Here is a 24235-nt window from a genome sequence, read left to right on the forward strand (position 1 = left end):
GCTGTCTCGTCGCTGTCTCGTCGCTGTCTCGTCGCTGTCTCGTCGCTGTCTCGTCGCTGTCCTTGCCTTGCGCTGCCGATCCCGGCCCGTCAGCCCGCATCGGCCGGCGCCGGGCGGGTGGCTTCGGCGGCGCCGGCGGCTTCTTCGCGCTGGCGCAGGCGGAAGCGCTGGATTTTGCCGGTGGCGGTCTTCGGCAGCTCCGCCACGCACTCGATCTGGCGCGGGTATTTGTAGGGCGCCAGGCGCGACTTGACGAAGGCTTGCAGCTCCGCGGCCATCCCCTCGTGCCAGGGCTGGCCCGGCCGCGGCACGACGAAGGCCTTCGGCTTGACCAGCCCGTCGGCATCGCTCACGCCGATCACCGCGGCTTCGAGTATCGCCGGATGCTGGGCCAGCACGGCCTCCACCTCGAACGGCGAGACATAGATGCCGCCTACCTTGAGCATGTCGTCGCTGCGCCCCGCGTAGATGAAATAGCCATCGGCGTCCTGCAGGTACTTGTCGCCGCTGCGCGTCCATTCGCCCACGAAGGTGTCGCGGCTCTTGTCGCGGTTGCCCCAGTACATCAGCGCGGCGCTGGGTCCCTTGATGAAGAGGTCGCCGATCTCGCCCGGCGCGCACGGATGGCCCGCCTCGTCGAGCAGCTTGACCTCGTAGCCCGGGACCGGCTTGCCGGTGGTCCCGTAGCGCACCTCGCCGGGCCGGTTCGAGAGGAAAATGTGGAGCATCTCCGTCGAGCCGATGCCGTCGAGGATGTCGCAGCCGAAATGCGCCAGGAAGCGGTCGCCGATATCCCTGGGCAGCGCCTCGCCCGCCGAGGTACACACGCGCAGCGAGACCTGCGCGCGCGGCGGCAGCTCGGCCGCCGCCAGCATGCCGGCGTAGAGCGTGGGCACGCCGCAGAACACGGTCGGGCGCTGCTCGCACAGGCGGCGGAACACGGCCTGCGGCGTGGGCCGCTCGGCCATCAGCACGGTGGTGGCGCCCACGGAAAGCGGAAAGGTGAGCGCATTGCCAAGCCCATAGGCGAAGAACAGCTTGGCCGCCGAAAACACCACGTCGTCCTCGCGCAGGCCCAGCACCTGGCGCGCATAGAGATCGGCGGTATGGAACAGGTTGCCGTGGGTATGCACCGTGCCCTTCGGGCGTCCGGTGGAGCCGGATGAATAGAGCCAGAAGGCAATGTCGTCCTGGCGGGTGGCGGCCGCCTCGGCCAGGGCGATGCCCTGCTCCGCCATGCCGGCCACGCTCGGCGCGGCACGGTCATCATCGGCATCGGGCGCGGCGAGGACAAATGCGGGCGCGCAGCCCGCCCTGGCGGCGGCTTGGCGCAGCACGCCCGCCAGTGGCGCCGAAACCACCACGGCGCGCGCGCCGCTGTGCTCCAGCATATAGGCGTAGTCGTCGACGGTCAGCAACGTATTGACGGCCACCGGCACCACGCCGGCCAGCAGGCAGCCGAGGAACGCCGTGGGGAAATCGATGGTGTCGAGCGCGCACAGCAGCAAGCGCTCCTCCGGGCGTATGCCGCTGGCCAGCAGGGCCGACGCGAAGCGGCGGCAACGCTGCTCGAGTGCCGCGAAGCTCAGCGTACCGGTGTCGTCTATATAGGCGGTCTTGGCGCCGCGGCCGGCGGCAAGGTTGCGGCCGAGCAGGTCGGCTGCCGCGTTGTAGCGGGCCGGCAGCGCGGCCACGGCTGCTCCGGCCGGCGGTTGCGGGGATGCAACTGGGGGCGTCATGTCTCCACTCCTCGGTGCCGTTCCCGGGATGCGCATGGCGCCCGGGGATACGAAGTCGGTTTTTTTCGGCAGCGTGCTTGTCTGCTTCTTTTGACAATGCATTTTATTGCATATCGACTATTATGCAAGCAGAGAAATGCACTATATGACACGAGTAATGTGTCGCTTATAATCGCCACCCCGCCGCAACCGGCGGCCTTCCATCATCTCCTTTGCCGCCCCGCCATGCGCCGCGATCCTGACCCCCTGCTGGCCCCCGACCCCGCCGGCGCCCGCCACCCCGGCGAGCGCGACCCCTACCTGACCCAGCTGGGCGAGCGCATCCGCTCGCTGCGCGCTGCGCGCGGCATGTCGCGCAAGGACCTGGCGCGCGGCGCCGAGGTGTCGGAGCGCTACCTGGCGAACCTGGAAACCGGCACCGGCAACGCGTCTGTGCTGCTCCTGCGCCAGGTCGCGCGCGCGCTCGACGTGCCGCTGCCGGTGGTGCTGGCCGAGATCGACAACCGCCATGCACAGGACGGCCAGCCGGCCGCCGAGTTCGCGCAGATGGTGCAATGGCTGGCGCAACTGCCCGCGGGCGACCTGGCGCGCGTGCGCGAAGCCTGCCGCCACGCGCTGGCGCCATCCGAATCGCACGATGCGCGCCACCGCCGCATCACCCTGATCGGCCTGCGCGGCGCGGGCAAATCCACGCTGGGACGCGCCCTGGCCGAGGCCATGGAAGTGCCCTTCGTGGAACTCAACGGCGCCATCGAACAGGAAGCCGGCGCCAGCCTGGCGGAAATCCACTCGCTCTATGGCCAGGCCGCGTACCGCCGCTATGAAATGCGCGCGCTGGAACGCGTGCTGCGCGACAACGACCGCATGGTGCTCGCCACGCCTGGCAGCCTGGTCTCCGAGCCGTCGACGTTCAACCTGCTGCTGGCGCGCTGCTACACCGTGTGGGTAAGAACCTCGGCCGAGGAACACATGGCGCGCGTGGTGGCGCAGGGCGATATGCGGCCGATGGAAGGCAACCGCGAAGCCATGGCCGACCTGCGCCGCATCCTGCAGGCCCGCACGCCACTCTATTCCCGCGCCGACCTGACGATCGACACCAGCGGCCAGGATCCGGCCGCGTCCCTGCAAACGCTGCGCGCGCAACTCCGGCTGATCGGCGCCTGAGCATGCGCGTGCGCGGCCGGCCTAAGGCTGACCCGGGATTGCGCCGTGCGTCTCAATGCACTATATTTCATCGCACAAGGTGATCAAAAATATAATGCATACAGGAGACCACGATGTCCGACACCGCTGCGTCCGCATCCCCATCCGGTGACCAGGCAACACCGGTCACGTTCGAACGCGACCCGGCCCAGTATCGCCACTGGAAACTGACCTTCGACGGCCCGGTCGCCACGCTCGCCATGGACGTGGACGAGAACGCCGGGCTGCGCCCCGGCTACGCCTTAAAGCTGAATTCCTACGACCTCGGCGTCGACATCGAACTGCACGATGCCCTGCAGCGCATCCGCTTCGAACACCCCGAGGTGCGCACGGTGGTGCTCACCAGCGCGAAGGACCGCATCTTCTGCTCCGGCGCCAATATCTTCATGCTCGGCAAGTCGTCCCATGCGTGGAAGGTGAATTTCTGCAAGTTCACCAACGAGACCCGCAACGGCATCGAGGACGCCAGCCGCCACTCCGGCCTGAAGTTCATCGCCGCCTGCAATGGCACCACCGCGGGCGGCGGCTACGAGCTGGCGCTGGCCTGCGACGAGATCGTGCTGGTGGACGACCGTGCCTCGGCCGTCAGCCTGCCGGAGGTGCCGCTGCTGGGCGTGCTGCCCGGTACCGGCGGCCTGACGCGCGTCACCGACAAGCGCCGGGTGCGGCGCGATCATGCCGACATCTTCTGCACCACCACCGAAGGGGTGCGCGGGCAACGCGCGCGCGACTGGAAGCTGGTCGATGAAGTGGTCAAGCCGGCCCGCTTCGCCGAATACGTGCAGCAGCGCGCCCTGGCGCTCGCCGCCGGCAGCGACCGGCCCGCGAACCAGCGCGGCGTGCGGCTCACGCCGCTCTCGCGCAGCCAGGATGCCCACGGCTATCGCTACGACACCGTGCAGGTCCACCTGGACCCCGCCGCCCGCAAGGTGACGCTGACCGTGGCCGGGCCCGGCAAACACCAGCCGCAGACGATCGAAGCCATCGTCGCCGCGGGGGCCGACTGGTGGCCGCTGAAGATGGCGCGCGAACTGGACGACGCCATCCTCACGCTGCGCGCCAACCACCTGGACCTTGGCATCTGGATCCTCAAGACCGAAGGCGACCCGCGCCAGGTGCTGGCCAGCGACGCCCTGCTGGCGGCGCATGCCGGGCACTGGTTCGTGCGCGAGACCATCGGCATGCTGCGACGCACGCTGGCGCGCCTGGACGTCACCTCGCGCAGCCTGTTCGCCCTGATCGAGCCGGATTCCTGCTTTGCCGGCACATTGCTGGAGCTGGCGCTGGCCGCCGATCGCAGCTACATGCTGCATTTGCCCGACGCGCCCGACGACGCGCCGCGCCTGTTTGCCAGCGCCGCCAACTTCGGCAGCTATCCGATGCCCAACGGCCTCACGCGCCTGGCCGCGCGCTTCTACCAGGACGAAGCCGCCATCGAAGCCGTGCGCAGCCATGCCGGCGCGCCGCTCGACGCGCTCAGCGCGGCCTCGCTCGGGCTGGTCACCGCCACCCCGGACGACATCGACTGGGAAGACGAGATCCGCATCGCCATCGAGGAACGCGCAAGCCTGTCGCCCGATGCGCTGACCGGGCTCGAGGCCAACCTGCGCTTCGGCCCGGTGGAAACCATGGCGACCCGCGTCTTTGGCCGCCTGACGGCATGGCAGAACTGGATCTTCAACCGCCCCAACGCGGTCGGCGAGCAAGGCGCCCTCAAGGTATTCGGCACCGGCAACAAGGCCCGCTTCGACCGCGAGCGCGTGTAGGCCCGCACAGACATTACAAGCCGGCTCGCACAAGAAGCCGGCGCAGACATGGAGACCCCCGTGAGCATCGACTACAGCCAGAAGATCCCCAACAACGTCAACCTGTCCGACGACCGCGCCCTGCAGCGCGCACTCGAACACTGGCAACCGGCCTTTCTCGACTGGTGGCGCGACATGGGGCCGGAAGGCTCGCATCAGCACGACGTCTACCTGCGCACGGCCGTATCGGTGGATCCTGCGGGCTGGGCGCATTTCGAGCACGTCAAGATGCCGGACTACCGCTGGGGCATCTTCCTGCAGCCTGCGGACCCGGGGCGCCGCATCCATTTCGGCGAGCACAAGGGCGAGGCGGCCTGGCAGGAAGTCCCGGGCGAGCACCGCGCCAACCTGCGCCGCATCATCGTCACCCAGGGCGATACCGAGCCGGCCTCGGTGGAGCAGCAGCGTCACCTCGGCATGACCTGCCCTTCGCTCTACGACCTGCGCAACCTGTTCCAGGTCAATGTGGAGGAAGGGCGCCACCTGTGGGCCATGGTTTACCTGCTGCACCGCCATTTCGGCCGCGATGGCCGCGAAGAAGCCGAGGCCCTGCTGGGCCGCCGCTCCGGCGACGAAGACAACCCGCGCATCCTGGGCGCCTTCAACGAGCGCACCCCCGACTGGCTGGCCTTCTTCATGTTCACGTACTTCACCGACCGCGACGGCAAGTTCCAGCTATGCGCGCTGGCCGAGTCGAGCTTCGACCCGCTGGCGCGCACCACGCGCTTCATGCTGACCGAGGAGGCCCACCATATGTTCGTGGGCGAATCGGGTGTCTCGCGCGTGATCCAGCGCACCTGCGAAGTCATGCGCGAGCGCGATATCCGCGATCCGGCCGACGTGCGCGCCGCCGGCGTGATCGACCTGCAGACCATCCAGCGCTACCTCAACTTCCACTACAGCGTGACGATCGACCTGTTCGGCGCGGACCAGTCGTCCAACGCCGCCACCTTCTACAGCGCCGGGCTCAAGGGCCGCTTCGAGGAGGGCAAGCGCGACGACGACCATGTGCTGAAGAACGATGTCTACCGCATCCTCGACGTCAGGGACGGCCGCCTGGGCGAGCGCGAGGTGCCCATGCTCAACGCACTCAACGAAGTGCTGCGCGATGACTACATCAAGGATTCCGTGGGYGGCRTSKCGCGCTGGAACAAGGTGATCGAGAAGCACGGCATCGATTTCCGCCTGACCGTGCCGCACAAGGCCTTCAACCGCAAGATCGGCAGCTTCGCCAATGTCCATGTGTCGCCGTCCGGCGAACTGCTGACCGAGGCGCAATGGCAGGCCCGCGAGCGTGAATGGCTGGCCACGGAAGAAGACCGCGCCTTCGTGGCCTCGCTGATGGGGCGCGTGACCGAGCCCGGCAGGTACGCCAACTGGATCGCGCCGCCGATGGTGGGCGTCAACCGCCAGCCGGCGGACTTCGAGTACGTGCGCTTCAACTGACGGACCGGGCGACGACCCGGCCGGCGGTACAGGAAACGGGCGGTGCAGCGGCGGCAGCAGACCGGCCGCCGCCGCCAAACCGAGAGAGACAAGAGATGGGCGCCCCCGACATCATCAAGCAGCACCTGATCGACCCCGAGATCTGCATACGCTGCAATACCTGCGAAGACACCTGCCCGATCGACGCGATCACCCACGACGACCGCAACTACGTGGTCAGGGCCGACGTATGCAACGGCTGCGGCGCCTGCCTGCCGCCCTGCCCGACCGGCGCCATCGACAACTGGCGTTTGCTGCCCAAGCGTGACGCCTATCCCRTCGAAGCCCAGCTGCTGTGGGATGAACTGCCGGCAAGCGTCCCGTTGCCGGCGGACCTGGGCGCCCCCGCGGAGCCGGACGGGCCCGCGCCAGATGGCGTGCCGGTGGCGCCACCGGAGGCGCTGGCGCAGCAGGTAGAGACCAGCCGCCACGCCTCGCCGAGGGCGCCGTGGTCGGCCGCGCATCCCTATGTGAACCTGCACGGCGTGCGCGCGCCGGTCGCGGCTGTCGTGGCCGGCAATTACCGCCTGACCGCCGAGGACGCTTCCAGCGACGTCCACCACATCGTGCTGGATTTCGGGCAGCACTTTTTCCCCGTGCTCGAAGGCCAGGCCATCGGCATCGTGCCGCCCGGCACCGATGCGTCCGGCAAGCCGCACTACATCCGCATGTATTCCATCGCCAGCCCCCGCGACGGCGAGCGGCCCGGCTACAACAACCTGGCGCTCACCGTGAAGCGCGTGCTGCAGGATCACGAAGGGCGTCCGGTAGCCGGCGTGGCGTCAAACTTCCTGTGCGACCTGGCGCGTGGCGACGAAGTGCGCGTGGTGGGCCCGTTCGGCAGCACCTTCCTGATGCCGAACCACCGCGAAGCCAGCGTGATGATGATCTGCACCGGCACCGGCTCGGCCCCGATGCGCGCCATGACCGAGCGGATGCGCCGCAACCTGGACCATTTCGCCGGCCAGCGCATGCTGTTCTTCGGCGCGCGCAATGCGCGCGAATTGCCGTACTTCGGCCCGCTGATGAAGTTGCCGCCGAGCTTTCTCGATATCCATTTCGCCTTTTCGCGCGATCCCGGCCAGCCCCGCCGCTATGTGCAGGACGCCATCCGCGAGGCCAGCGCGCGCGTGTGCGAGTTGCTCAACGACCCGCACGGCCATGTCTACATCTGCGGGCTCAAGGGCATGGAGGAAGGCGTGCTGAACGCGTTCGCGCACGCCTGCGCCGCCACCGGCCTGCCCTGGCCGGAGCTGGAGGCGGCCATGAAGGCGGAGGGCCGCCTGCATATCGAGACCTATTGAGCGAATGACAGGGTACGCAAGAGACGCAGGGACCACGCCGGGACTTCCCGGGAGATTATCCGCAAGGTGTTGTTTAGTGCTTCCCTTGCGAAACGTGGCGCCTATAATGTTTCTCAAGAAACAGGAGCGAGGCGATGCAAACCAGGCAAGTTTCCGACCATGTATCCGAGCGTATTCCTGACCGTGGCTCAGCAGCCAGTCCGGATCCCGGCACCACCCTGACCAAGGCCGTCATGCGCGCGGCCGGCTTCCTGGGCATCAGCCAGGCAGGCGTGGCCAGCGTGCTGGGCATCAGCACGGCATCGGTGTCGCGCATGGCTTCGGGCGGCTACGTGCTCGATTCGCACCGCAAGGAGTGGGAGTTCGGCGTGCTGTTCGTGCGCCTGTTCCGCTCGCTCGACGCCATCCTGGGCCACAGCGACCAGGCCCGCCTCTGGCTGGCCAACGAAAACCTGGCTCTCGGCGGCAAGCCGAGCGATCTGATCCGCACTACCGAGGGCCTGGTACGTGTCGTCCACTATCTGGATGCAACCCGCGGTCGCGTCTGAGCGCCGGCCGTTCGYGCTGACGCTCTGGCGCGCGGTGGAGGCGCAGCACGTGGTCTCGACCATGCCGCTGGTCGACAGCCTGGAAGAACAGGCCGTGCTGGAGGCCGTGCTCGATGCCGGCAAGCCCGCCGTGCCGGCCGAGGCGCGCCACCTCCACTATCTCCTGTTCACGCCGTTCCGCTACCCGCCTTCGCTCTGGGGCTCGCGTTTTCGTGGAGAGCAGGATCCGGGCGTGTTCTATGGCGCGGAGCAGATCCGCACCGCCTGCGCCGAGCTTGGCTACTGGCGCTGGCGCTTCCTGCGCGACAGCCCCGCGCTGCCGCGCATCGACGCGCGTCCGCACACGTTGTTCCAGGTCAGCGTGCGCACCGACGGCATCGCACTCGATGCGCCCCCGTTCGCGGAAGACGCGGCCAGATGGACCGACCCCGACAACTACGATGCCTGCCATGCGCTGGCACGTTCAGCGCGCGAGGCCGGCCTCGGCATGATCCGCTATACCTCGGTGCGCGATCCCGGCCACGGCCCCTGCGCGGCACTCCTGACGCCACGCGCCTTTGCCGAACCACACCCGCTCGTGACGACCACCTGGATGCTGACCGTGCGGCCCGACCGCGTCATCTGGCAGCGCGACGACCTGTTGCAGCGCGACAGTTTCCAGTTCCCCGCCGACTCCTGGCTGCCGGCCGCGACAGCGCCCCGGCGCGAGTGAACGCCGCGCCGCGCCGCGCCATGCAGTCCAACCTGCATGGCGTTCCCGCTGCGCCCCCCGACACCAAATTGTGACTGGGGTGTTGCAATGCAAAAGGAATTACCATATAATCTTTTTCTTCGACGGACGCGGGGTGGAGCAGTTGGCAGCTCGTCGGGCTCATAACCCGAAGGTCGCAGGTTCAAGTCCTGCCCCCGCAACCAACGCCGTGCAGTTCGATGCAACGGTCGTCGAGACACAAGACAACGCCCATCACGGGCGTTTTTTGTTTTGTGCGCCGGACGATCTACATCGGCATCCGGACATTCCCGAATCCCCCCTGCCCCAGCGCATCCCACCGCCCGGCAGCGTCCGTCGGCGGTGATACACTTTCGCCATTCCTCCCGGACGCCCCTCATGAAATTCTGCTCGAACTGCGGCCATGCGGTCGTGCTGCGCATCCCCGAAGGCGACTCGCGCCCGCGCCACCTGTGCGAGAGCTGCGGCACCATCCATTACGTCAACCCGCGCAATGTGGTCGGCACCATTCCCGTGTGGGAGGACAAGGTCCTTCTGTGCAAGCGCGCGATCGAACCCCGCTATGGCTTCTGGACGCTGCCGGCCGGCTTCATGGAAATCGGCGAGACCACCGCGCAGGGCGCCGCGCGCGAGACACTGGAGGAAGCCGGCGCGCGCGTACAGGTCGGCGAACTGTTTTCGATCCTGAATGTGCCGCATGTCCATCAGGTGCACATGTTCTACCTGGCCACGCTGGAGGATCTCGATATCAGCGCGGGCGAGGAAAGCCTGGAAGTGAAGCTGGTGGAAGAGGCGGACGTTCCGTGGGACGAACTGGCCTTCCCCACCGTGATCCACTCGCTGCGATGCTTCTTCGCCGACCGTGCCGCGGGCCGGCTGGCCGACGGCAGCTTCCGCCTGCACAGCCTGGATATCGACAAGCCGATGCGCCCGCTTACCAGCCGCGCCACGGTCGAGCCCTGATTCCTGGTCCATCCATCCCGAGGCAAACCCCCGCTGCCCGCAAGCCCGTCAATCCTGCATGATCACCTGGCTGGATCCGCATGATCCGTTTCCGCCGGTCGAGCGTGCGCTCGGCCCGGGCACGGACGCGCCCGGCTTGCTCGCGGCCAGCCGCGAACTGTCGGCCCAGCGCCTGCTGCTGGCTTACCGGCAAGGCATCTTCCCCTGGTACGCCGAGGGCCAGCCGGTGCTGTGGTGGAGCACGGACCCCCGCATGGTGCTGGCGCCGCAGGCGCTGCGCGTCTCCGCCACCTTCCGCAAGACCCTCAAGCGCGTGCTGCGCGACCCGGACTGGGAAATCCGCATCGACGTCGATTTCGTCGAGGTAATGCAGGCCTGCGCCCTCACGCCCCGCGACGGACAGCACGGCACTTGGATCACCGAAGACATCATCGCCGCCTATGGTGCACTGCATCGCAACGGCCTGGCCCACTGCGTGGAAAGCTGGTACCGCGGCGAGCGCGTGGGCGGCCTGTACGGCGTGGCGCTGGGGCGCATGTTCTACGGTGAATCGATGTTTGCGCGGCGCACCGATGCGTCCAAGATCGCACTGGCCGCCTTATGCGCGTTCCTCGGCATGCACGGCGTGGCGATGATAGACTGCCAGCAGGAAACCGACCACCTGGCCTCGCTCGGCGCCAGCCCGATTCCCCGCGCGGAGTTCGCGGCGCATGTGCGCATCGCCACCCGCCAGCCGGAAATCGTGCCGTGGCGCTTCGACAAGACGGTGCTGCAGCATTGGACTCAGGCTGCGGATCCGGCCCAGGCCTAGCGGGTCGCCCGGCGCCTTGGCCGCAAGCCCGGCGGGCGCGGCGCGGACGGCTTCCCCGCCTTGCCGTTTCACCTCTGGCCGTTGCAGACACATGAGCAAGCTAAAGGAACTACCCCTTTCCGCGCTGCAGTTCTACGCCACTGCGCCCTACGCTTGCAGCTATCTCGACGGGCGCATGGCGCGCTCGCAGGTAGCCACCCCGGCCCACCTGATCAATGCCGACGTCTATTCGCGGCTGGTGCGTGCCGGCTTTCGCCGCAGCGGCATCTTCACCTACCGGCCCTACTGCGACGAATGCCACGCCTGCACGCCCTGCCGCGTGCTGGTGGACCGCTTCCAGCCGGACCGCAGCCAGCGCCGCGCCTGGCGGCAGCACCAGGACCTGCAGGCGCTGGTGGCGCCGCTGACCTACGTCGAAGAGCACTACGCGCTATATCTGCTGTACCAGTCGATGCGCCACGCCGGCGGCGGCATGGACCAGGACAGCCGCGACCAGTACGAGCAGTTCCTGCTGCAAAGCCGCGTCAACTCCCGCCTGGTGGAGTTCCGCGAGCCGCCGGGCTCGCCGCAGGCCGGGCGCCTGCGCATGGTCAGCATGATCGACGTGCTCGACGACGGACTGTCTTCGGTCTACACCTTCTACGATCCGCTGGAGACGGGCGCCAGCTATGGCACCTACAACATCCTGTGGCAGATCCGGCAGGCGCGGGAACTCGCCCTGCCCCATCTCTACCTTGGCTACTGGATCGCCGACAGCCGCAAGATGGCCTACAAGGCGCGCTACCAGCCGCTCCAGGTGCTGACCGGCAACCAGTGGCGCTCGTTCGACGCGCCGCCCGTCCCTGCGCCACCGGGCTCGCCGACGGCGGCACCCGTGATCCCGTCGCAGCCCGGCGACGAGGACGGCGCAAGCGAGAACCTGCCCGGCCGGTAGCCAGGCGCCGGCCTGCGGCGTTGTGCAAACCCGGCAGGCCCGGCAGGCCTGGTGGCGGCTCAACCGTTACAATGCCGGCCTGGTCCCGACTTCCAAGCTGACTCCCCGTGCTGAACGCGCTCTACCCCCTGTTTCGCCCCGCCCTGTTTTCGATGGATGCGGAGGATGCCCACCACTTCACCCTGAACAACCTGCGGCGCGCCAAACGCCTGGGGCTGGCGGGCTGCCTCGGCAACACCATCGCCGACGACCCGCGCACCGTGATGGGCGTGCGCTTCCCCAACCCTGTCGGCCTGGCCGCCGGGCTGGACAAGGATGGCGCCTATATCGACGGGCTGTCCGCCTTCGGCTTCGGCTTTATCGAGGTGGGCACCGTGACGCCGCGCGCGCAGGCCGGCAATCCGCGCCCGCGCATGTTCCGCCTGCCGCAGGCCGATGCGCTGATCAACCGCATGGGCTTCAACAACGGCGGCGTGGACGCCTTCATCGCCAACGTCAATGCGTCCGAATGGAAAGCCAGGGGCGGTGTGCTGGGCCTGAACATCGGCAAGAACGCCGACACCCCGATCGAGCGTGCGGTGGACGACTACCTGCACTGCCTGGAGCGCGTCTATCCGCACGCCAGCTACGTCACGGTCAACATCTCCTCGCCCAATACCAAGAACCTGCGCCAGCTGCAGGGCGCGAGCGAGCTGGACAGCCTGCTCTCCACGCTCAAGGACGCGCAGCAGCGCCTGGCCGACCAGCACAAGCGCTATGTGCCGCTGGCGCTCAAGATCGCCCCCGATCTCGATGCCGACCAGATCGGCAATATCGGCGACGCCCTGGTCCGCCACCGCATCGACGGCGTGATCGCCACCAACACCACCATCGCGCGCGACGCGGTCAAGGGCATGCCGCACGGCGAGGAAGCCGGCGGCCTGTCCGGCCGGCCGGTGTTCGCGGCTTCCACGCGCGTGGTGGAAGGCCTGCGCGCGGTGGTCGGCGACGCGGTACCCATCGTGGGCGTGGGCGGCATCTTCAGCGGCGCCGACGCACGCGCCAAGATCGCCGCCGGCGCGCAACTGGTGCAGGTGTACAGCGGACTGATCTACCGCGGGCCGGCACTGGTCAAGGAATGCGCGGACGCGCTGCGCGCCTGACGCGCACGGCCGCACGCCGGCATACTGCCGTAGCCGTATCGTCTGCGCCTCGCACTCGTCCACCCCACCCTCAGCGTGACAAGGAACGCCATGGAAACCATCCGTCTGGGCCGCAGTGACCTGCAGGTCTCGCGCATCTGCCTCGGCACCATGACCTTCGGCGAGCAGAACACCGAAGCCGAAGGCCACGACCAGCTCGATTACGCCGTGTCGCGCGGCATCAACTTCATCGATACCGCCGAGATGTACCCGGTCAAGCCGCGCGCCGAGACCTACGGCAGCACCGAGCGCATCGTCGGAAGCTGGCTCAAGCGCCAGCAGCGCGACCGCATCGTGCTGGCCACCAAGGTCGCCGGCCCGGCGCGCATGCCGTGGATCCGCAATGGCGGCGACCTGACGCCGGAGAGCATCCGCGCCGCCGTGGACGCCTCGCTGGCGCGCCTGCAGACCGACTACATCGATCTCTACCAGATCCACTGGCCGGCCCGCAACGCGCCGATCTTCGGGCAAAAGCAGTTCGACCCGGCCAAGGAGCGCGAATGCGCGTCGGTCCAGGCCCAGCTCGAAGCCATGGGCGAGCTGGTGCGCGCCGGCAAGATCCGCTACGTGGGGGTGTCCAACGAGACGCCGTGGGGCGTGGCGGAGTTCGTCAAGCAGGCCGAGCTGCACGGCCTGCCGCGCATCGCCACCGTCCAGAATCCGTACAACCTGCTCAATCGCAGCTTCGAGCAAGGCACGGACGAGGCCTGCTTCCGCACCGACGTGAGCCTGCTGGTGTACAGCCCGCTGGCCTTCGGCCAGCTGACCGGCAAATACATCGGCGGCACGCCCGAGCAGCCGGTGTTCGACACGCAGGCCCAGGGACGCCTGACGCGCTTCCCGCCCGAGTGGAGCCCGCGCTACCTGCGCCCGGACAGCCTGGCCGCCTCGGCCCGCTACGTGAAGCTGGCGCGCGAACACGGCATCTCGCCGGCCACGCTGGCGCTGGCCTGGACCTACTCGCGCTGGTTCGCGGCGAGCACGATCGTCGGCGCCACTTCGGTGGAACAACTGCGCGAGAACATCGATGCCTGGCAGGTGCCGCTTTCGGCAGACATCGCCGCGGGTATCGAGCGCATCCACGCCGCGATCCACAACCCTGCCCAGTAAGCCCCTGCCGCGCCCGGCTTGCTCCCCACCGACGCACTAGAACGGGGCAAACCGGGCAAATCGCGCGGCGAAAATGGTATCCTCGCAGGCTTATCGCCGTCGCAACCGTGGCGCCGCAGCGAGGCGCCTGCCCGCCGCCAGGCGGCTCGCCACGCCACGGAGCGGCTGGCCCGTGCCGACCGGATCCGGTCGGCGGCCAGTCAGGACGGCGGACCGAGCCTGATCGGCAACAACGAACAGCGGCTTACCACCCAGAACCCATATCCGGGGGAGAACAAGACCATGAAGTGCCTGAAGACATCGACCAAGACCATCCTGGGCAGCGCCGTCGCCCTCGCGCTGCTGTACGGCGGCGCCGTGCAGGCCCAGACCGTCAAGGTGCTTTCGATCGTCGACCACCCCGCGCTCGACGCCATCCGTGATGGCGTGCGCGACGAACTGAAGACCGCCGGCTACGACGCCGACAAGAACCTGAAGTGGGAATACCAGAGCGCGCAGGGCAACACCGGCACCGCCGCCCAGATCGCCCGCAAGTTCGTCGGCGACCAGCCCAGCGTGATCGTTGCCATCGCGACGCCGTCGGCCCAGTCCGTGGTTGCCGCCACCAAGTCGGTGCCGGTGGTGTATTCCGGCGTGACCGATCCGGTCGCTGCCCAGCTGGTGAAGGGCTGGGGCGCTTCGGGCACCAACGTGACCGGCGTGTCGGACAAGCTGCCGCTGGACCGCCAGGTTGCGCTGATCAAGCGCGTGGTGCCCAAGGTCAAGACCGTGGGCATGGTCTACAACCCGGGCGAAGCCAACTCGGTGGTGGTGGTCAAGGAACTGAAGGCCTTGCTGGCCAAGGACGGCCTGGCGCTCAAGGAAGCCGCCGCACCGCGCACGGTTGACATCGGCGCCGCCGCCAAGAGCCTGATCGGCAAGGTCGACGTGATCTACACCAACACCGACAACAATGTGGTGTCGGCGTACGAAGCCCTGGTCAAGGTCGCCAACGAATCGAAGATCCCGCTGGTGGCGGCTGACACCGACAGCGTGAAGCGCGGCGCCATCGCGGCCCTGGGCATCAACTACGGCGACCTCGGCCACCAGACCGGCAAGGTGGTGGTGCGCATCCTGAAGGGCGAGAAGCCCGGCGCGATCGCCTCCGAGACCAGCGACAAGCTCGAACTGTTCGTGAACACCGGCGCGGCCGAAAAGCAAGGCGTGACGCTGTCGCCCGAGCTGATCAAGGAAGCGAAGACCGTCATCAAGTAATACGGCACGCTGACCCCGCGCGCCCTGGCGCGCGGTTGGCCCCGCCGCCGGCCTTACCCGGGCCCGCCCCGGAACGCCCGTGGCGCGCCGCCTGATCCGGGCGGCGCGCCAGGCGTTTCAGATCCGGCCCCCCGTGCCGGAAACAGCAACTGGATTTCCCCATGTCCCTCTTTTCCATCCTGGGTGCACTGGAGATCGGCCTGATCTTCAGCCTCGTCGCCCTGGGGGTGCTGATTTCCTTCCGCATCCTCAACTTTCCCGACCTGACCGTCGACGGCAGCTTCCCGCTGGGCGGCGCCGTGGCGGCCACGCTGATTGCCGCGGGCCAGGATCCCTTCGTGGCCACCGCGCTGGCGATCGTGGCGGGCGCCTTTGCCGGCTTCGTCACCGGCTGGCTCAATGTGCGCCTCAAGATCATGGACCTGCTGGCCAGTATCCTGATGATGATCGCGCTGTACTCGGTCAACCTGCGCATCATGGGCAAGCCCAATGTGCCGCTGATCACCGAATCCACCATCTTCACCATCCTGCAGCCTGACTGGCTGCCGGATTACATGTTGCGCCCCGCACTGCTGCTGGTCGTGGTGATCGTGGCCAAGCTCGGCCTCGACTGGTTCTTCTCCTCGCAGCTCGGCCTGGCCATGCGCGCCACCGGCGCCAACCCGCGCATGGCGCGCTCCCAGGGCATCGCCACCGGCCGCGCCACGCTGGCCGGCATGGCGCTGTCCAACGGCCTGGTGGCACTGGCGGGCGCGCTGTTCGCGCAGACCCAGGGCGGCTCCGACATCTCCATGGGCATAGGCACTATCGTGATCGGCCTGGCCGCGGTGATCATCGGCGAAAGCATCCTGCCGGCGCGCCGGCTGGTGTACACCACGCTGGCCGTGGTGCTGGGCGCCATCCTGTACCGCTTCWTCATCGCGCTCGCGCTCAACAGCGAGTTCATCGGCCTCAAGGCGCAAGACCTGAACCTGGTCACCGCCGTGCTGGTCACCGGCGCCCTGGTGCTGCCGGGCACCCGCAAGAAGCTGTTCGGCCGCAAGGGAGGTGCCTGAGATGCTGCGCGCACAAGACCTGAAACTCACCTTCAATCCCGGCACCCCGATCGAGACGCGCGCCCTGCGCGGCCTCAGCCTGGATATCCCGACCGGCCAGTTCGTGGCCGTGATCGGCTCCAACGGCGCCGGCAAGTCGACCTTCCTCAACGCCATCAGTGGCGACCAGATGGTGGACACGGGGCGCATCACCATCGATGACGTCGATGTCACCCGCAAGCCGGCCTGGGACCGCGCTCCCCTGGTGGCGCGCGTGTTCCAGGACCCGATGGCGGGCACCTGCGAGGCGCTGACGATCGAGGAAAACATGGCGCTGGCCATGGCGCGCGGCAGCCGCCGCGGCTTCCGCGCAGCGCTCAACAAGCCCTCGCGCGAGCTGTTCCGCGACAAGCTGCGCCTGCTCAACCTGGGCCTGGAAAACCGCCTGACGGACCGTATCGGCCTGCTCTCGGGCGGCCAGCGCCAGGCGGTCAGCCTGCTGATGGCCTCGTTGCAGCCCTCGCGCATCCTGCTGCTCGACGAGCACACCGCCGCGCTGGATCCCAAGACCGCCGCCTTCGTGCTGGAGCTGACCGCCAAGATCGTGGAAGAGAGCAAGCTCACCACCATGATGGTCACGCACAGCATGCGACAGGCGCTGGACTACGGCCAGCGCACGGTGATGCTGCACCAGGGACAAGTGGTGCTCGACGTCTCCGGCGAACAGCGTGCCGGGCTCGACGTGCCGGATCTGCTGCGCATGTTCGAGCAGACGCGGCATGAGCAGCTCGATGACGATGCGTTGCTGCTGAGCTGATCCCCGCTCCGGCACGAATGCAAAAGGCCCCCGCCATTCCCGGCGGGGGCCTTTTGCTTTTTCCCTTCCGGTGCGCGATGGCAGGGTCGGCGACGCCGATGCTCAGACGGTAGCCGCCTTGTCCAGCCACCGCTTCATCTGGTCGGTCACCGCCGAACTCGAGAATGAGCAGCTGTCCTGCGCGAACACGGCCGACATCTCCAGCCTGCGCAGCAGTTCTTCCATCGCCTGCCCGAACACGGGCGGCAGCGTCAGCGCGGGCGCGGCTTCGCGCCAGGCGCGCACCAGTGCGTCGGCGCCCAGCGAGCCGCCCAGATGCTGCTCCAGCGCCGCGCGCATGCCCGCCAGTGCTGTCGAATTTCCTGTAGAAGCACTCATCGGCGCGCCCTCCTTTCCTTGTAGAGTTCGCGGAACGTGCGGCCGCCGGGGGCCGGCATGTCGCGGGTTTCGGTCCAGCCGCGGCCAGCCATCGGCAGGCTGGCGATCAGCTTGTTGCTGCCGCCCATGCGCGCCAGCAAGCGCGCGCCGATGCGGGTGGCGAAAGCATAGAGGCCTGGCCGGCTGGCCACGTAGCCCCAGGCCTTCAGGCCGAGCCGCTCCTGCCAGGGCCGCAGGCCGCGCTCCATCTGTTTTTCGCGCAGCTTGCGCAGCAGRTCCGAGAGCGGGATCGAGGCCGGGCAAACGCGGTTGCATTCGCCGCACAGCGTAGCCGCCTGCGGAAGGTCCAGCGCATTGTTCAGCCCGACATAGCTAGGCGTCAGCACGCTGCCCATCGGCCCGGGGTAGACCCAGCCGTAGGCATGCCCGCCGATCTTCTGGTAGACCGGGCAGTGGTTCATGCAGGCGCCGCAGCGGATGCAGCGCAGCATCTCCTGGAACTCGCCGCCGATCAGGCCACTGCGCCCGCCGTCGACCAGCACGAAGTACATATGCTCCGGGCCGTCGCGCTCGCCTTCGGCGCGCGGGCCGGTGAGCAGCGAGAAATAGTTGGAGATCGCCTGGCCGGTGGCCGAGCGCGGCAGCAGGCGCATCACGGTGGCCAGGTCTTCCAGCGTGGGCAGCACCTTCTCGATGCCGGTCACGGCCACGTGCACGCGCGGCATCACCGTGCACATGCCTTCGTTGCCCTCGTTGGTCACCACGGCCACCGAGCCGGTCTCGGCGATGATGAAATTGCCGCCGGTCACGCCCATGTCGGCCGAGAGGAATTCCGGGCGCAGCACTTCGCGCGCCTCTCGCGTCATCTCGGGAATATCGGTCAGGCGTGGCTTGTGGTGGACCCGGGCGAACAGGTCGGCGATCTCTTCCTTGTCCTTGTGCACCACCGGCGCAATGATGTGCGAGGGCGGCTCGGCATCGTTGATCTGCAGGATGTACTCGCCAAGATCGGTCTCGATGCTCTGCACGCCCATCTCGCCGAGCACCTGGTTCAGGCGCATCTCCTCGGTCACCATCGACTTGCTCTTGATGACCTTCTTCACGCCGTGCTTCTGCGCGATCTCCGCGACCAGCCGCGCGGCGTCGGCGGTGGTCTCGGCAAACAGCACGGTAGCGCCGCGGCGGGTGGCGTTTTCCTCGAAGGTGGCGAGCCACACGTCGAGGTTGTCCAGCGCGCGGTTGCGGCGCTCCTTGAGCGCTTCGCGCGTGGCATCGAAGTCGATGTCGCGGATCGCGTCGGCGCGCGCCGTGACGAACTTGGTGGAGAGCTTCTTGAGGTTCTGCTGCAGGCGCTGGTCGGCCAGCTTCTGGCCCGCGCGCGCCTTGAATTCCATGCTGCGAACTTGCATAGCGGGGATCTCGCTGAAGTCTGTCTGAGGTCGGTCTGAGGTCGGTCTGAGGTCTGTCGTCAGGCGGCGGCGCTCAGGCGTCGCCGGCCAGCACCTGCGCGATATGCAGGACCTGGGTACGCGTATCGCCCGTGCGGCGCAGGCGGCCTTCGATATTCAGGATGCAGCCCAGGTCGCCCAGCACCACGGCATCGGCGCCGCTGGCCTTGATATTGGCGCACTTCTCGTCGACGATGGCGGTCGAGATGTTGCCGTACTTGACCGAGAAGGTGCCACCGAACCCGCAGCACGCCTCGCAGTCCTTCATCTCGCTGAGCTGCACGCCGGGCAGTTGCGCCAGCAAGGCGCGCGGCTGGCTCTTGACGCCCAGCTCCCGCAGCCCGGAGCAGGAATCGTGGTAAGTGATGTGGCCGGCGAACTTCGAATCGAACTCGCCCAGCCGGGCGACGTTGACGAGGAAGTCGGTCAGCTCGAACACGCGGGCGCGCAGGGTTTCGTAGCGGCCGTTGAGCTCCGGGTCGTCGCGCAGCAGGTCGGCATAGTGATGCAGCACCATGCCGCCGCACGAGCCGGACGGGATCACCACGTAGTCGAACATCTCGAACTCGCGCAGGAATTTCTCCGCCAGGTCACGCGCCACGGCGCGCTCGCCAGAATTGTAGGCAGGCTGCCCGCAGCAGGTCTGTGCCTCGGGGACCATCACTTCGTATCCCGCCTTCTCCAGCAGCTTCAGCACCGAAAAGCCGATCTCCGGACGCATGAGGTCCACCAGACAGGTGGCGAACAGGCCAACTCGCATTGTTTCCCTTTTTTCCAGACCCCGAAACGTCGCAATTATGCGCTTTCGCGCACCGCGGCGCATCCCTCGGCTGGATGGCACGCGGGTAAATTTGCCAGCTTGCGCAAACGTCTGCGGCGATGCGCGCCGGCCGCGGAATGCGAGGTTTCGTGCGGCAATCGCATTTCACCTATTGAAATTTTCACAATGCGAGATAGAATCAGGCAACCGCTTAATTTGCCGCACGGCAACATTTCCCCATGGCAGAAGCAGAGAAAGAACCCGGCAAGACGTCCATCCAGGTCATCGAGCGCATGATGACCCTGCTGGACTCGCTGGCGCAGCATGCCGATCCCGTGAGCCTGAAGGAGCTGTCGCTGGCCACTGGCCTGCATCCCTCCACCGCGCACCGCATCCTCAACGATATGGTGGCCTGCCGCTTCGTCGATCGCTCCGATCCCGGCAGCTACCGGCTCGGCATGCGGCTGCTGGAACTTGGCAACCTGGTCAAGGCACGCCTGTCGGTACGTGACGCGGCGCTGGCACCGATGCGCGCGCTGCATCGCGTGACGGGACAGACCGTCAACCTGTCGGTGCGCCAGGGCGACGAGATCGTGTACATCGAGCGCGCCTACAGCGAACGCTCCGGCATGCAGGTGGTGCGCGCCATTGGCGGACGCGCGCCGCTGCACCTGACTTCGGTCGGCAAGCTGTTCCTGGCGGCCGACRAGGTTAGCCGGGTGCGCAACTATGCCACCCGTACTGGCCTGGCCGGCCATACGCGTACCTCCATCACCGACCCGGTCAAGCTCGAGCGCGAGCTCAACTGGGTGCGCACCAACGGCTACGCACGCGACAACGAGGAACTCGAGCTCGGCGTGCGTTGCATCGCAGCCGGCATCTATGACGATTCGCGCCGGCTGGTCGCCGGCCTGTCGCTGTCGGCCCCCGCCGACCGCCTGCAGGACAGCTGGCTGCAGAACCTGAAGGACACCGCGCTGCAGATCTCGCGCGGCATGGGCTACGCAACCGACGTGGCAGCCTGATCCCGGGCGGCGCGAGCTTTCTCCCGAAGCTATCCTCGCTTCCTCCCTTTCCCTGCCTTCTTCCCCGCTCGCCGTCGCGCGCCTTGCGTACCGGATTCGCCGGCTGTCTGCGACTGCCTCGCGTCTTTAAAGGGTTTACCCGTGGTTTTCAGATAACCTGAATAGCCGTATGCTGCGGGGCATGCGAACCAAGGCCATTACGCTTACCGAACAGGTCACCCAGCAATTGCGCGCGGAGATCGCGGACGGAATCCATCCCGTCGGCGCCCGCCTGCCCTCGGGCAAGCAGCTCGCAGAGCGCTACGGCGTCAGCCCCGCCGTGATTCGCGAAGTCACGGAGCACCTGCGCTCGCAGGGACTGGTGGAAAGCCGTCAGGGGCTCGGCAGCACGGTGTTGTCCCGTGTCGGCAACGCCGGCTTCCGGCTGCCGCAGGAAATCGGCATGGACCGCGACGAGCTTGCCAGCATCTACGAGCTGCGGCTCGACCTGGAGAGCGCCGCCGCGGCCCTGGCCGCGCAGCGGCGCACCGCGGCAGACTTGACGCACATGCAGGCGCTGCTCGACCAGCTTGCCACGCAGTTGCACGACCCGCACCGCAGCGTAGAAGCCGATACGGCCTTCCATGTGGCAATCGCGGCGGCCACGCACAATCCCTACTACCTGCAGCTGCTGCAATACCTGAACCTCCAATTGCACCAGGCCGTGCACGCGGCGCGGCTCAATACGCGCCAGCAGGAAGGCTTGTCGGAGCAGGTCCACCAGGAACACCTGGCCATCTTCCATGCCATCCGCGCAGGCGACGCCGGGCGCGCGTGCGCGGCCGCGGTATCGCACCTGCAAGGCGCGGCCGTACGGCTGGGCCTGCCGATCGCATCGCGCATCCCGAATCCATCCCATCCAGCGGCCTGAGCCGCGCCGTCCTACCGGATTGAACCACCATGCAAAATCCCGCTTTCCTGCCCCGCCTGGTCGAAGCCCTGGGCCCCGACGTGGTCGCCACCGAGCCTGACCAGGTAGCGCCCTGGCTTGCCGACTGGCGCGGCCTCTACCGTGGCAACGCTCAGGCCGTGGTACGGCCGCGCTCGGCGGATGACGTGGCGCGCTGCCTGGCACTGTGCCAGCAGGCGGCGGTGCCGGTGGTGCCGCGCGGCGGCAATACCGGGCTGTGCGGAGGCGCCGCGCCGGACAGCAGCCCCGCCAACGTCGTGCTGAGCCTGGACCGCATGAATGCAATCCGCTCGATCGACACCATCGCCAACACGATGGTGGCCGAAGCCGGCTGCATTCTCGGCAACCTGCGGCGCGCGGCGGCCGAGGCCCATCGCCTGCTGCCGCTCAGCCTGGCGGCCGAGGACTCCTGCCAGATCGGCGGCAACCTCGCGACCAACGCCGGCGGCGTCAACGTGGTGCGCTACGGCATGACGCGCGAGCTGGTGCTGGGCGTGGAAGCCGTGCTGCCGAACGGCGAGATCTTCCATGGGCTGCGCGCCTTGCGCAAGGACAACACCGGCTATGACCTCAAGCAATTGCTGATTGGTTCGGAAGGCACGCTCGGCGTGATCACGGCCGCCGCGCTGCGACTGTTCCCGCGCACCGATGCACGCTCAGTGGTGCTGGCCGCGGTGGCGTCGCCGCAGCAGTCGCTCGCGCTGTTCGAGCTGCTCTTTGAACAATGCGGCGCGCGCCTGCAGGCGTTCGAGTTCTTCACCGGCGATTGCGTCGACCTGGTCCTCAGGCATGCCGAAGGCGTCCAGGAACCGTTCGGCCAGCGCTATCCGGCCTACGTGCTGGTGGAACTGGCGGACACCACCGACGAGGAGGCGCTCARCGCGCTGCTCGAACGCGTGATTGGCGAAGCGCTGGAGCGCGAACTGTGCCTGGACGCGGCGGTTTCGGCCTCGCTCGCGCAGCTGCAAGGCTTGTGGAAACTGCGCGAGGAAATCTCGGAGGCGCAGCGTGCCGACGGCCCGCACCTGAAGCACGATGTCTCGCTGCCGATCGAACAGATCCCGGCGTTCATGGTGTCGATGGAGACGCGCCTGAAGGCGCTCAGCCCCAGCATCCGCCCGTTTATCTTCGGCCACTTCGGCGACGGCAACCTCCACTACAACCTGTCGCGTCCCGCCGGCGCCGAGCGCGACTGGGCGGCCGTGCACGGCAAGGCGCTGAGCGCCGAGGTGCTGGACGAAGTGGCGCGCTACGGCGGCAGCATCAGCGCCGAGCACGGCATCGGCCAGCTCAAGCGCGATGATTTCCTGCGCCTCAAGGATCCGCTGGAGCTGCGCCTGATGCAGGGCATCAAGCAGTTGCTCGATCCGGCCGGCATCATGAATCCCGGCAAGCTGCTCTGAGCGCCCTGCCCGCGTGCGCTACCCAACAAAAAACGCGCCGTCACCGGCGCGTTTTTTGTTCTTCGAATTGCGCGGACCGATGGCCAGGCTCGCCGCCTGGCCGCTCACTCCGGGGCCGCCATCAGATGCCACGAGGCTGCTGGGCGGCCAGAACCGCCTGGGGGCTGTTGGGCGTCCCTTGCGTCAGGTTGGGCGAGGTTGGGAAAGGGCGGGCCGGGCTGGAGGGCGAATGCTCCAGCCAGTCCTTCACGCGGGTTGCGTCGGCGAAACGCGAGAGCTTGCCCACCGAATCGAGGAACACCATCACCACGTTGCGGCCGTTCACGCGCGCCTGCATCACCAGGCACTGGCCAGCCTCGGAGATAAAACCGGTCTTCTGCAGGCCGATCTCCCAGTTGCCGCCTCGCACCAGGCGGTTGGTGCTGACGTAGTGCTGGGTGCGGCCAAGCACATTGACTTCATGCTCGGTCTGCGTGGAGTACTCGCGGATGGTGGGATTGCGGTAGGCCGCGTTGACCATGCGCACCAGGTCTACCGCGCTCGAGACATTGCTGCTCGACAGACCGCTGGAATCGACGAAGTGGCTGTCGTTCATGCCCAGCTCGCGCGCCTTGCGGTTCATCGCCTGCACGAAGGCCGGCAAGCCGCCCGGGTAGCTGCGGCCCAGCACGGATGCAGCACGGTTCTCGGAAGACATCAGCGCCAGCAGCAGTAGTTCCTGGCGGCTGAGCTGCGTGCCGAAACGCAGGCGCGAGCTGCTGTGCTTCTCGTTGTCGCGATCGTCTTCGCTGATGGTGAGGACTTCATCCATCGGCAGGTGCGAGTCCATCACGACCAGTGCCGTCATCAGCTTGGTGATGGAGGCGATGGGCAGGACCGCAGCGGAATTCTTCTGGAACAGCACCTCGTTGGTGCTCTGGTCCATCACCAGCGCCACGCTGGAACGCAGCGCCAGCGCATCTTCCGTGTTGCGCAGGCCGAGCGCCTCGCCGAGCGACGGCTTGGCCGGCGTGAACGCCGCATGCACCGGCATCGCCTGGCGTTGTGCGATCACATGGCGCTTGCCGTTCCTGAGCACGACCACCTTGCGCGTGGTAACGCGCTCGGCAGTGCTGGCAGCCTGCTTGGATTTAGAGGAATTTGCCGATTTTTTTTCGGACTTGGAGACTTTTGTCGACTTTTTGCTGGATTGTGCCGTTTCCGATTTGGTGGCGGCATCGACCGTGGGGGCGGCCAGCATGGAGACGGTCAGCAGCATGGAAGCCGCTACCGTCGTCAGAGGGACAGAGCCGAAGAATCTGGAGAATAGGGTGGAATCAGACCGGAACATGATTCATTCAGCGCGCAGCTAGGA

Annotated in this window: 22 protein-coding genes and 1 tRNA gene; 18 read left to right on the plus strand and 5 right to left on the minus strand. The window is 67.5% G+C overall.

Translation table 11 applies throughout. The features are described 5' to 3' along the window. Nucleotides 1–89 precede the first annotated feature (89 nt). The gene (locus AC1DO7_RS10685) at nucleotides 90–1739 is read right to left on the minus strand and encodes a benzoate-CoA ligase family protein (protein ID WP_441616066.1); all 1650 of its coding nucleotides are present in this window, start codon (nucleotides 1737–1739) and stop codon (nucleotides 90–92) included. A gap of 225 nt (nucleotides 1740–1964) precedes the next feature. On the opposite strand from AC1DO7_RS10685, the gene AC1DO7_RS10690 reads away from it, so the two are divergent. The 15 genes from AC1DO7_RS10690 to AC1DO7_RS10760 all read left to right on the plus strand — a co-directional run bounded on the left by AC1DO7_RS10690 (nucleotide 1965) and on the right by AC1DO7_RS10760 (nucleotide 16918). Further along, nucleotides 1965–2903, plus strand: coding sequence for a helix-turn-helix transcriptional regulator (locus AC1DO7_RS10690; protein ID WP_441616068.1), 939 nt, complete (start codon nucleotides 1965–1967; stop codon nucleotides 2901–2903). 113 nt (nucleotides 2904–3016) lie between these two features. Beyond that, a complete protein-coding gene (boxC, locus tag AC1DO7_RS10695) occupies nucleotides 3017–4708 on the plus strand; it encodes a 2,3-epoxybenzoyl-CoA dihydrolase (protein WP_441616070.1) in 1692 nt (563 codons plus the stop codon). 48 nt (nucleotides 4709–4756) lie between these two features. Then, nucleotides 4757–6193, plus strand: a complete 1437-nt coding sequence (boxB, locus tag AC1DO7_RS10700) for a benzoyl-CoA 2,3-epoxidase subunit BoxB (RefSeq protein ID WP_477116080.1) — start codon at nucleotides 4757–4759, stop codon at nucleotides 6191–6193. A gap of 95 nt (nucleotides 6194–6288) precedes the next feature. Beyond that, the gene (gene boxA / locus AC1DO7_RS10705) at nucleotides 6289–7536 is read left to right on the plus strand and encodes a benzoyl-CoA 2,3-epoxidase subunit BoxA (protein ID WP_477116081.1); all 1248 of its coding nucleotides are present in this window, start codon (nucleotides 6289–6291) and stop codon (nucleotides 7534–7536) included. A 134-nt stretch (nucleotides 7537–7670) separates the two neighbouring features. After that, nucleotides 7671–8084 (plus strand): MbcA/ParS/Xre antitoxin family protein, encoded by a 414-nt coding sequence (locus AC1DO7_RS10710; RefSeq protein WP_441616076.1) that lies wholly within the window; start codon nucleotides 7671–7673, stop codon nucleotides 8082–8084. Then, entirely contained in the window at nucleotides 8044–8796 is a 753-nt protein-coding gene (locus AC1DO7_RS10715) for an RES family NAD+ phosphorylase (RefSeq protein ID WP_477116082.1), read from the plus strand. The genes AC1DO7_RS10710 and AC1DO7_RS10715 overlap by 41 nt, the downstream gene beginning before the upstream one ends. Before the next feature lie 127 nt (nucleotides 8797–8923). Continuing rightward, nucleotides 8924–8999: transfer RNA gene (locus AC1DO7_RS10720), tRNA-Met, on the plus strand. A 193-nt stretch (nucleotides 9000–9192) separates the two neighbouring features. Beyond that, a complete protein-coding gene (locus AC1DO7_RS10725) occupies nucleotides 9193–9777 on the plus strand; it encodes an NUDIX hydrolase (RefSeq protein ID WP_441616080.1) in 585 nt (194 codons plus the stop codon). A gap of 58 nt (nucleotides 9778–9835) precedes the next feature. Next, nucleotides 9836–10588 (plus strand): leucyl/phenylalanyl-tRNA--protein transferase, encoded by a 753-nt coding sequence (aat, locus tag AC1DO7_RS10730; protein WP_441616082.1) that lies wholly within the window; start codon nucleotides 9836–9838, stop codon nucleotides 10586–10588. A 91-nt stretch (nucleotides 10589–10679) separates the two neighbouring features. After that, a complete protein-coding gene (locus tag AC1DO7_RS10735) occupies nucleotides 10680–11522 on the plus strand; it encodes an arginyltransferase (RefSeq protein ID WP_441616084.1) in 843 nt (280 codons plus the stop codon). Nucleotides 11523–11629: 107 nt separating this feature from the next. Then, nucleotides 11630–12664 (plus strand): quinone-dependent dihydroorotate dehydrogenase, encoded by a 1035-nt coding sequence (locus AC1DO7_RS10740; RefSeq protein WP_441616086.1) that lies wholly within the window; start codon nucleotides 11630–11632, stop codon nucleotides 12662–12664. A gap of 90 nt (nucleotides 12665–12754) precedes the next feature. Beyond that, the gene (locus tag AC1DO7_RS10745) at nucleotides 12755–13813 is read left to right on the plus strand and encodes an aldo/keto reductase (protein WP_441616088.1); all 1059 of its coding nucleotides are present in this window, start codon (nucleotides 12755–12757) and stop codon (nucleotides 13811–13813) included. A 282-nt stretch (nucleotides 13814–14095) separates the two neighbouring features. Then, nucleotides 14096–15067 carry an ABC transporter substrate-binding protein gene (locus AC1DO7_RS10750; protein ID WP_441616090.1) on the plus strand — a complete coding sequence of 324 codons (972 nt, stop codon included), beginning with the start codon at nucleotides 14096–14098 and terminating at the stop codon, nucleotides 15065–15067. 161 nt (nucleotides 15068–15228) lie between these two features. After that, nucleotides 15229–16122 (plus strand): ABC transporter permease, encoded by an 894-nt coding sequence (locus tag AC1DO7_RS10755; RefSeq protein WP_477116083.1) that lies wholly within the window; start codon nucleotides 15229–15231, stop codon nucleotides 16120–16122. 1 nt (nucleotide 16123) lies between these two features. Next, the gene (locus tag AC1DO7_RS10760; protein WP_441616094.1) at nucleotides 16124–16918 is read left to right on the plus strand and encodes an ABC transporter ATP-binding protein; all 795 of its coding nucleotides are present in this window, start codon (nucleotides 16124–16126) and stop codon (nucleotides 16916–16918) included. A 102-nt stretch (nucleotides 16919–17020) separates the two neighbouring features. Here AC1DO7_RS10760 and AC1DO7_RS10765 read toward each other — a convergent pair whose 3' ends face one another. From AC1DO7_RS10765 to AC1DO7_RS10775, 3 genes are all read right to left on the minus strand, one after another. Continuing rightward, nucleotides 17021–17296, minus strand: a complete 276-nt coding sequence (locus tag AC1DO7_RS10765; RefSeq protein ID WP_441616095.1) for a hypothetical protein — start codon at nucleotides 17294–17296, stop codon at nucleotides 17021–17023. Continuing rightward, nucleotides 17293–18705, minus strand: a complete 1413-nt coding sequence (locus AC1DO7_RS10770) for a LutB/LldF family L-lactate oxidation iron-sulfur protein (RefSeq protein ID WP_441616097.1) — start codon at nucleotides 18703–18705, stop codon at nucleotides 17293–17295. Before AC1DO7_RS10770 ends, AC1DO7_RS10765 begins: the two co-directional genes overlap by 4 nt. Before the next feature lie 73 nt (nucleotides 18706–18778). Further along, nucleotides 18779–19504 carry a (Fe-S)-binding protein gene (locus AC1DO7_RS10775; protein ID WP_441616099.1) on the minus strand — a complete coding sequence of 242 codons (726 nt, stop codon included), beginning with the start codon at nucleotides 19502–19504 and terminating at the stop codon, nucleotides 18779–18781. 239 nt (nucleotides 19505–19743) lie between these two features. On the opposite strand from AC1DO7_RS10775, the gene AC1DO7_RS10780 reads away from it, so the two are divergent. The 3 genes from AC1DO7_RS10780 to AC1DO7_RS10790 all read left to right on the plus strand — a co-directional run bounded on the left by AC1DO7_RS10780 (nucleotide 19744) and on the right by AC1DO7_RS10790 (nucleotide 22881). Continuing rightward, on the plus strand, nucleotides 19744–20529 hold the full coding sequence (locus tag AC1DO7_RS10780) for an IclR family transcriptional regulator (protein WP_477116084.1): 786 nt from the start codon (nucleotides 19744–19746) through the stop codon (nucleotides 20527–20529). 181 nt (nucleotides 20530–20710) lie between these two features. Beyond that, nucleotides 20711–21439: a FadR/GntR family transcriptional regulator gene (locus AC1DO7_RS10785; RefSeq protein WP_441616103.1), complete on the plus strand. Its 729-nt coding sequence runs from the start codon at nucleotides 20711–20713 to the stop codon at nucleotides 21437–21439. A 29-nt stretch (nucleotides 21440–21468) separates the two neighbouring features. Beyond that, nucleotides 21469–22881 carry an FAD-binding oxidoreductase gene (locus AC1DO7_RS10790; protein WP_477116085.1) on the plus strand — a complete coding sequence of 471 codons (1413 nt, stop codon included), beginning with the start codon at nucleotides 21469–21471 and terminating at the stop codon, nucleotides 22879–22881. 121 nt (nucleotides 22882–23002) lie between these two features. On the opposite strand, the gene pbpG is transcribed toward AC1DO7_RS10790, so the two are convergent. After that, nucleotides 23003–24211, minus strand: a complete 1209-nt coding sequence (gene pbpG / locus AC1DO7_RS10795) for a D-alanyl-D-alanine endopeptidase (RefSeq protein WP_441616107.1) — start codon at nucleotides 24209–24211, stop codon at nucleotides 23003–23005. Between the last annotated feature and the right edge of the window lie 24 nt (nucleotides 24212–24235).

The organism is Cupriavidus sp. 05N40 (assembly GCF_056397305.1).

Coding starts and splice junctions, on each gene's coding strand:
- AC1DO7_RS10685 (WP_441616066.1), bottom strand. CDS start 1,739: ATGACGCCCCCAGTTGCATCCCCGCAACCGCCGGCCGGAGCAGCCGTG.
- AC1DO7_RS10690 (WP_441616068.1), top strand. CDS start 1,965: ATGCGCCGCGATCCTGACCCCCTGCTGGCCCCCGACCCCGCCGGCGCC.
- boxC (WP_441616070.1), top strand. CDS start 3,017: ATGTCCGACACCGCTGCGTCCGCATCCCCATCCGGTGACCAGGCAACA.
- AC1DO7_RS10710 (WP_441616076.1), top strand. CDS start 7,671: ATGCAAACCAGGCAAGTTTCCGACCATGTATCCGAGCGTATTCCTGAC.
- AC1DO7_RS10725 (WP_441616080.1), top strand. CDS start 9,193: ATGAAATTCTGCTCGAACTGCGGCCATGCGGTCGTGCTGCGCATCCCC.
- aat (WP_441616082.1), top strand. CDS start 9,836: ATGATCACCTGGCTGGATCCGCATGATCCGTTTCCGCCGGTCGAGCGT.
- AC1DO7_RS10735 (WP_441616084.1), top strand. CDS start 10,680: ATGAGCAAGCTAAAGGAACTACCCCTTTCCGCGCTGCAGTTCTACGCC.
- AC1DO7_RS10745 (WP_441616088.1), top strand. CDS start 12,755: ATGGAAACCATCCGTCTGGGCCGCAGTGACCTGCAGGTCTCGCGCATC.
- AC1DO7_RS10750 (WP_441616090.1), top strand. CDS start 14,096: ATGAAGTGCCTGAAGACATCGACCAAGACCATCCTGGGCAGCGCCGTC.
- AC1DO7_RS10760 (WP_441616094.1), top strand. CDS start 16,124: ATGCTGCGCGCACAAGACCTGAAACTCACCTTCAATCCCGGCACCCCG.
- AC1DO7_RS10765 (WP_441616095.1), bottom strand. CDS start 17,296: ATGAGTGCTTCTACAGGAAATTCGACAGCACTGGCGGGCATGCGCGCG.
- AC1DO7_RS10775 (WP_441616099.1), bottom strand. CDS start 19,504: ATGCGAGTTGGCCTGTTCGCCACCTGTCTGGTGGACCTCATGCGTCCG.
- AC1DO7_RS10785 (WP_441616103.1), top strand. CDS start 20,711: ATGCGAACCAAGGCCATTACGCTTACCGAACAGGTCACCCAGCAATTG.
- pbpG (WP_441616107.1), bottom strand. CDS start 24,211: ATGTTCCGGTCTGATTCCACCCTATTCTCCAGATTCTTCGGCTCTGTC.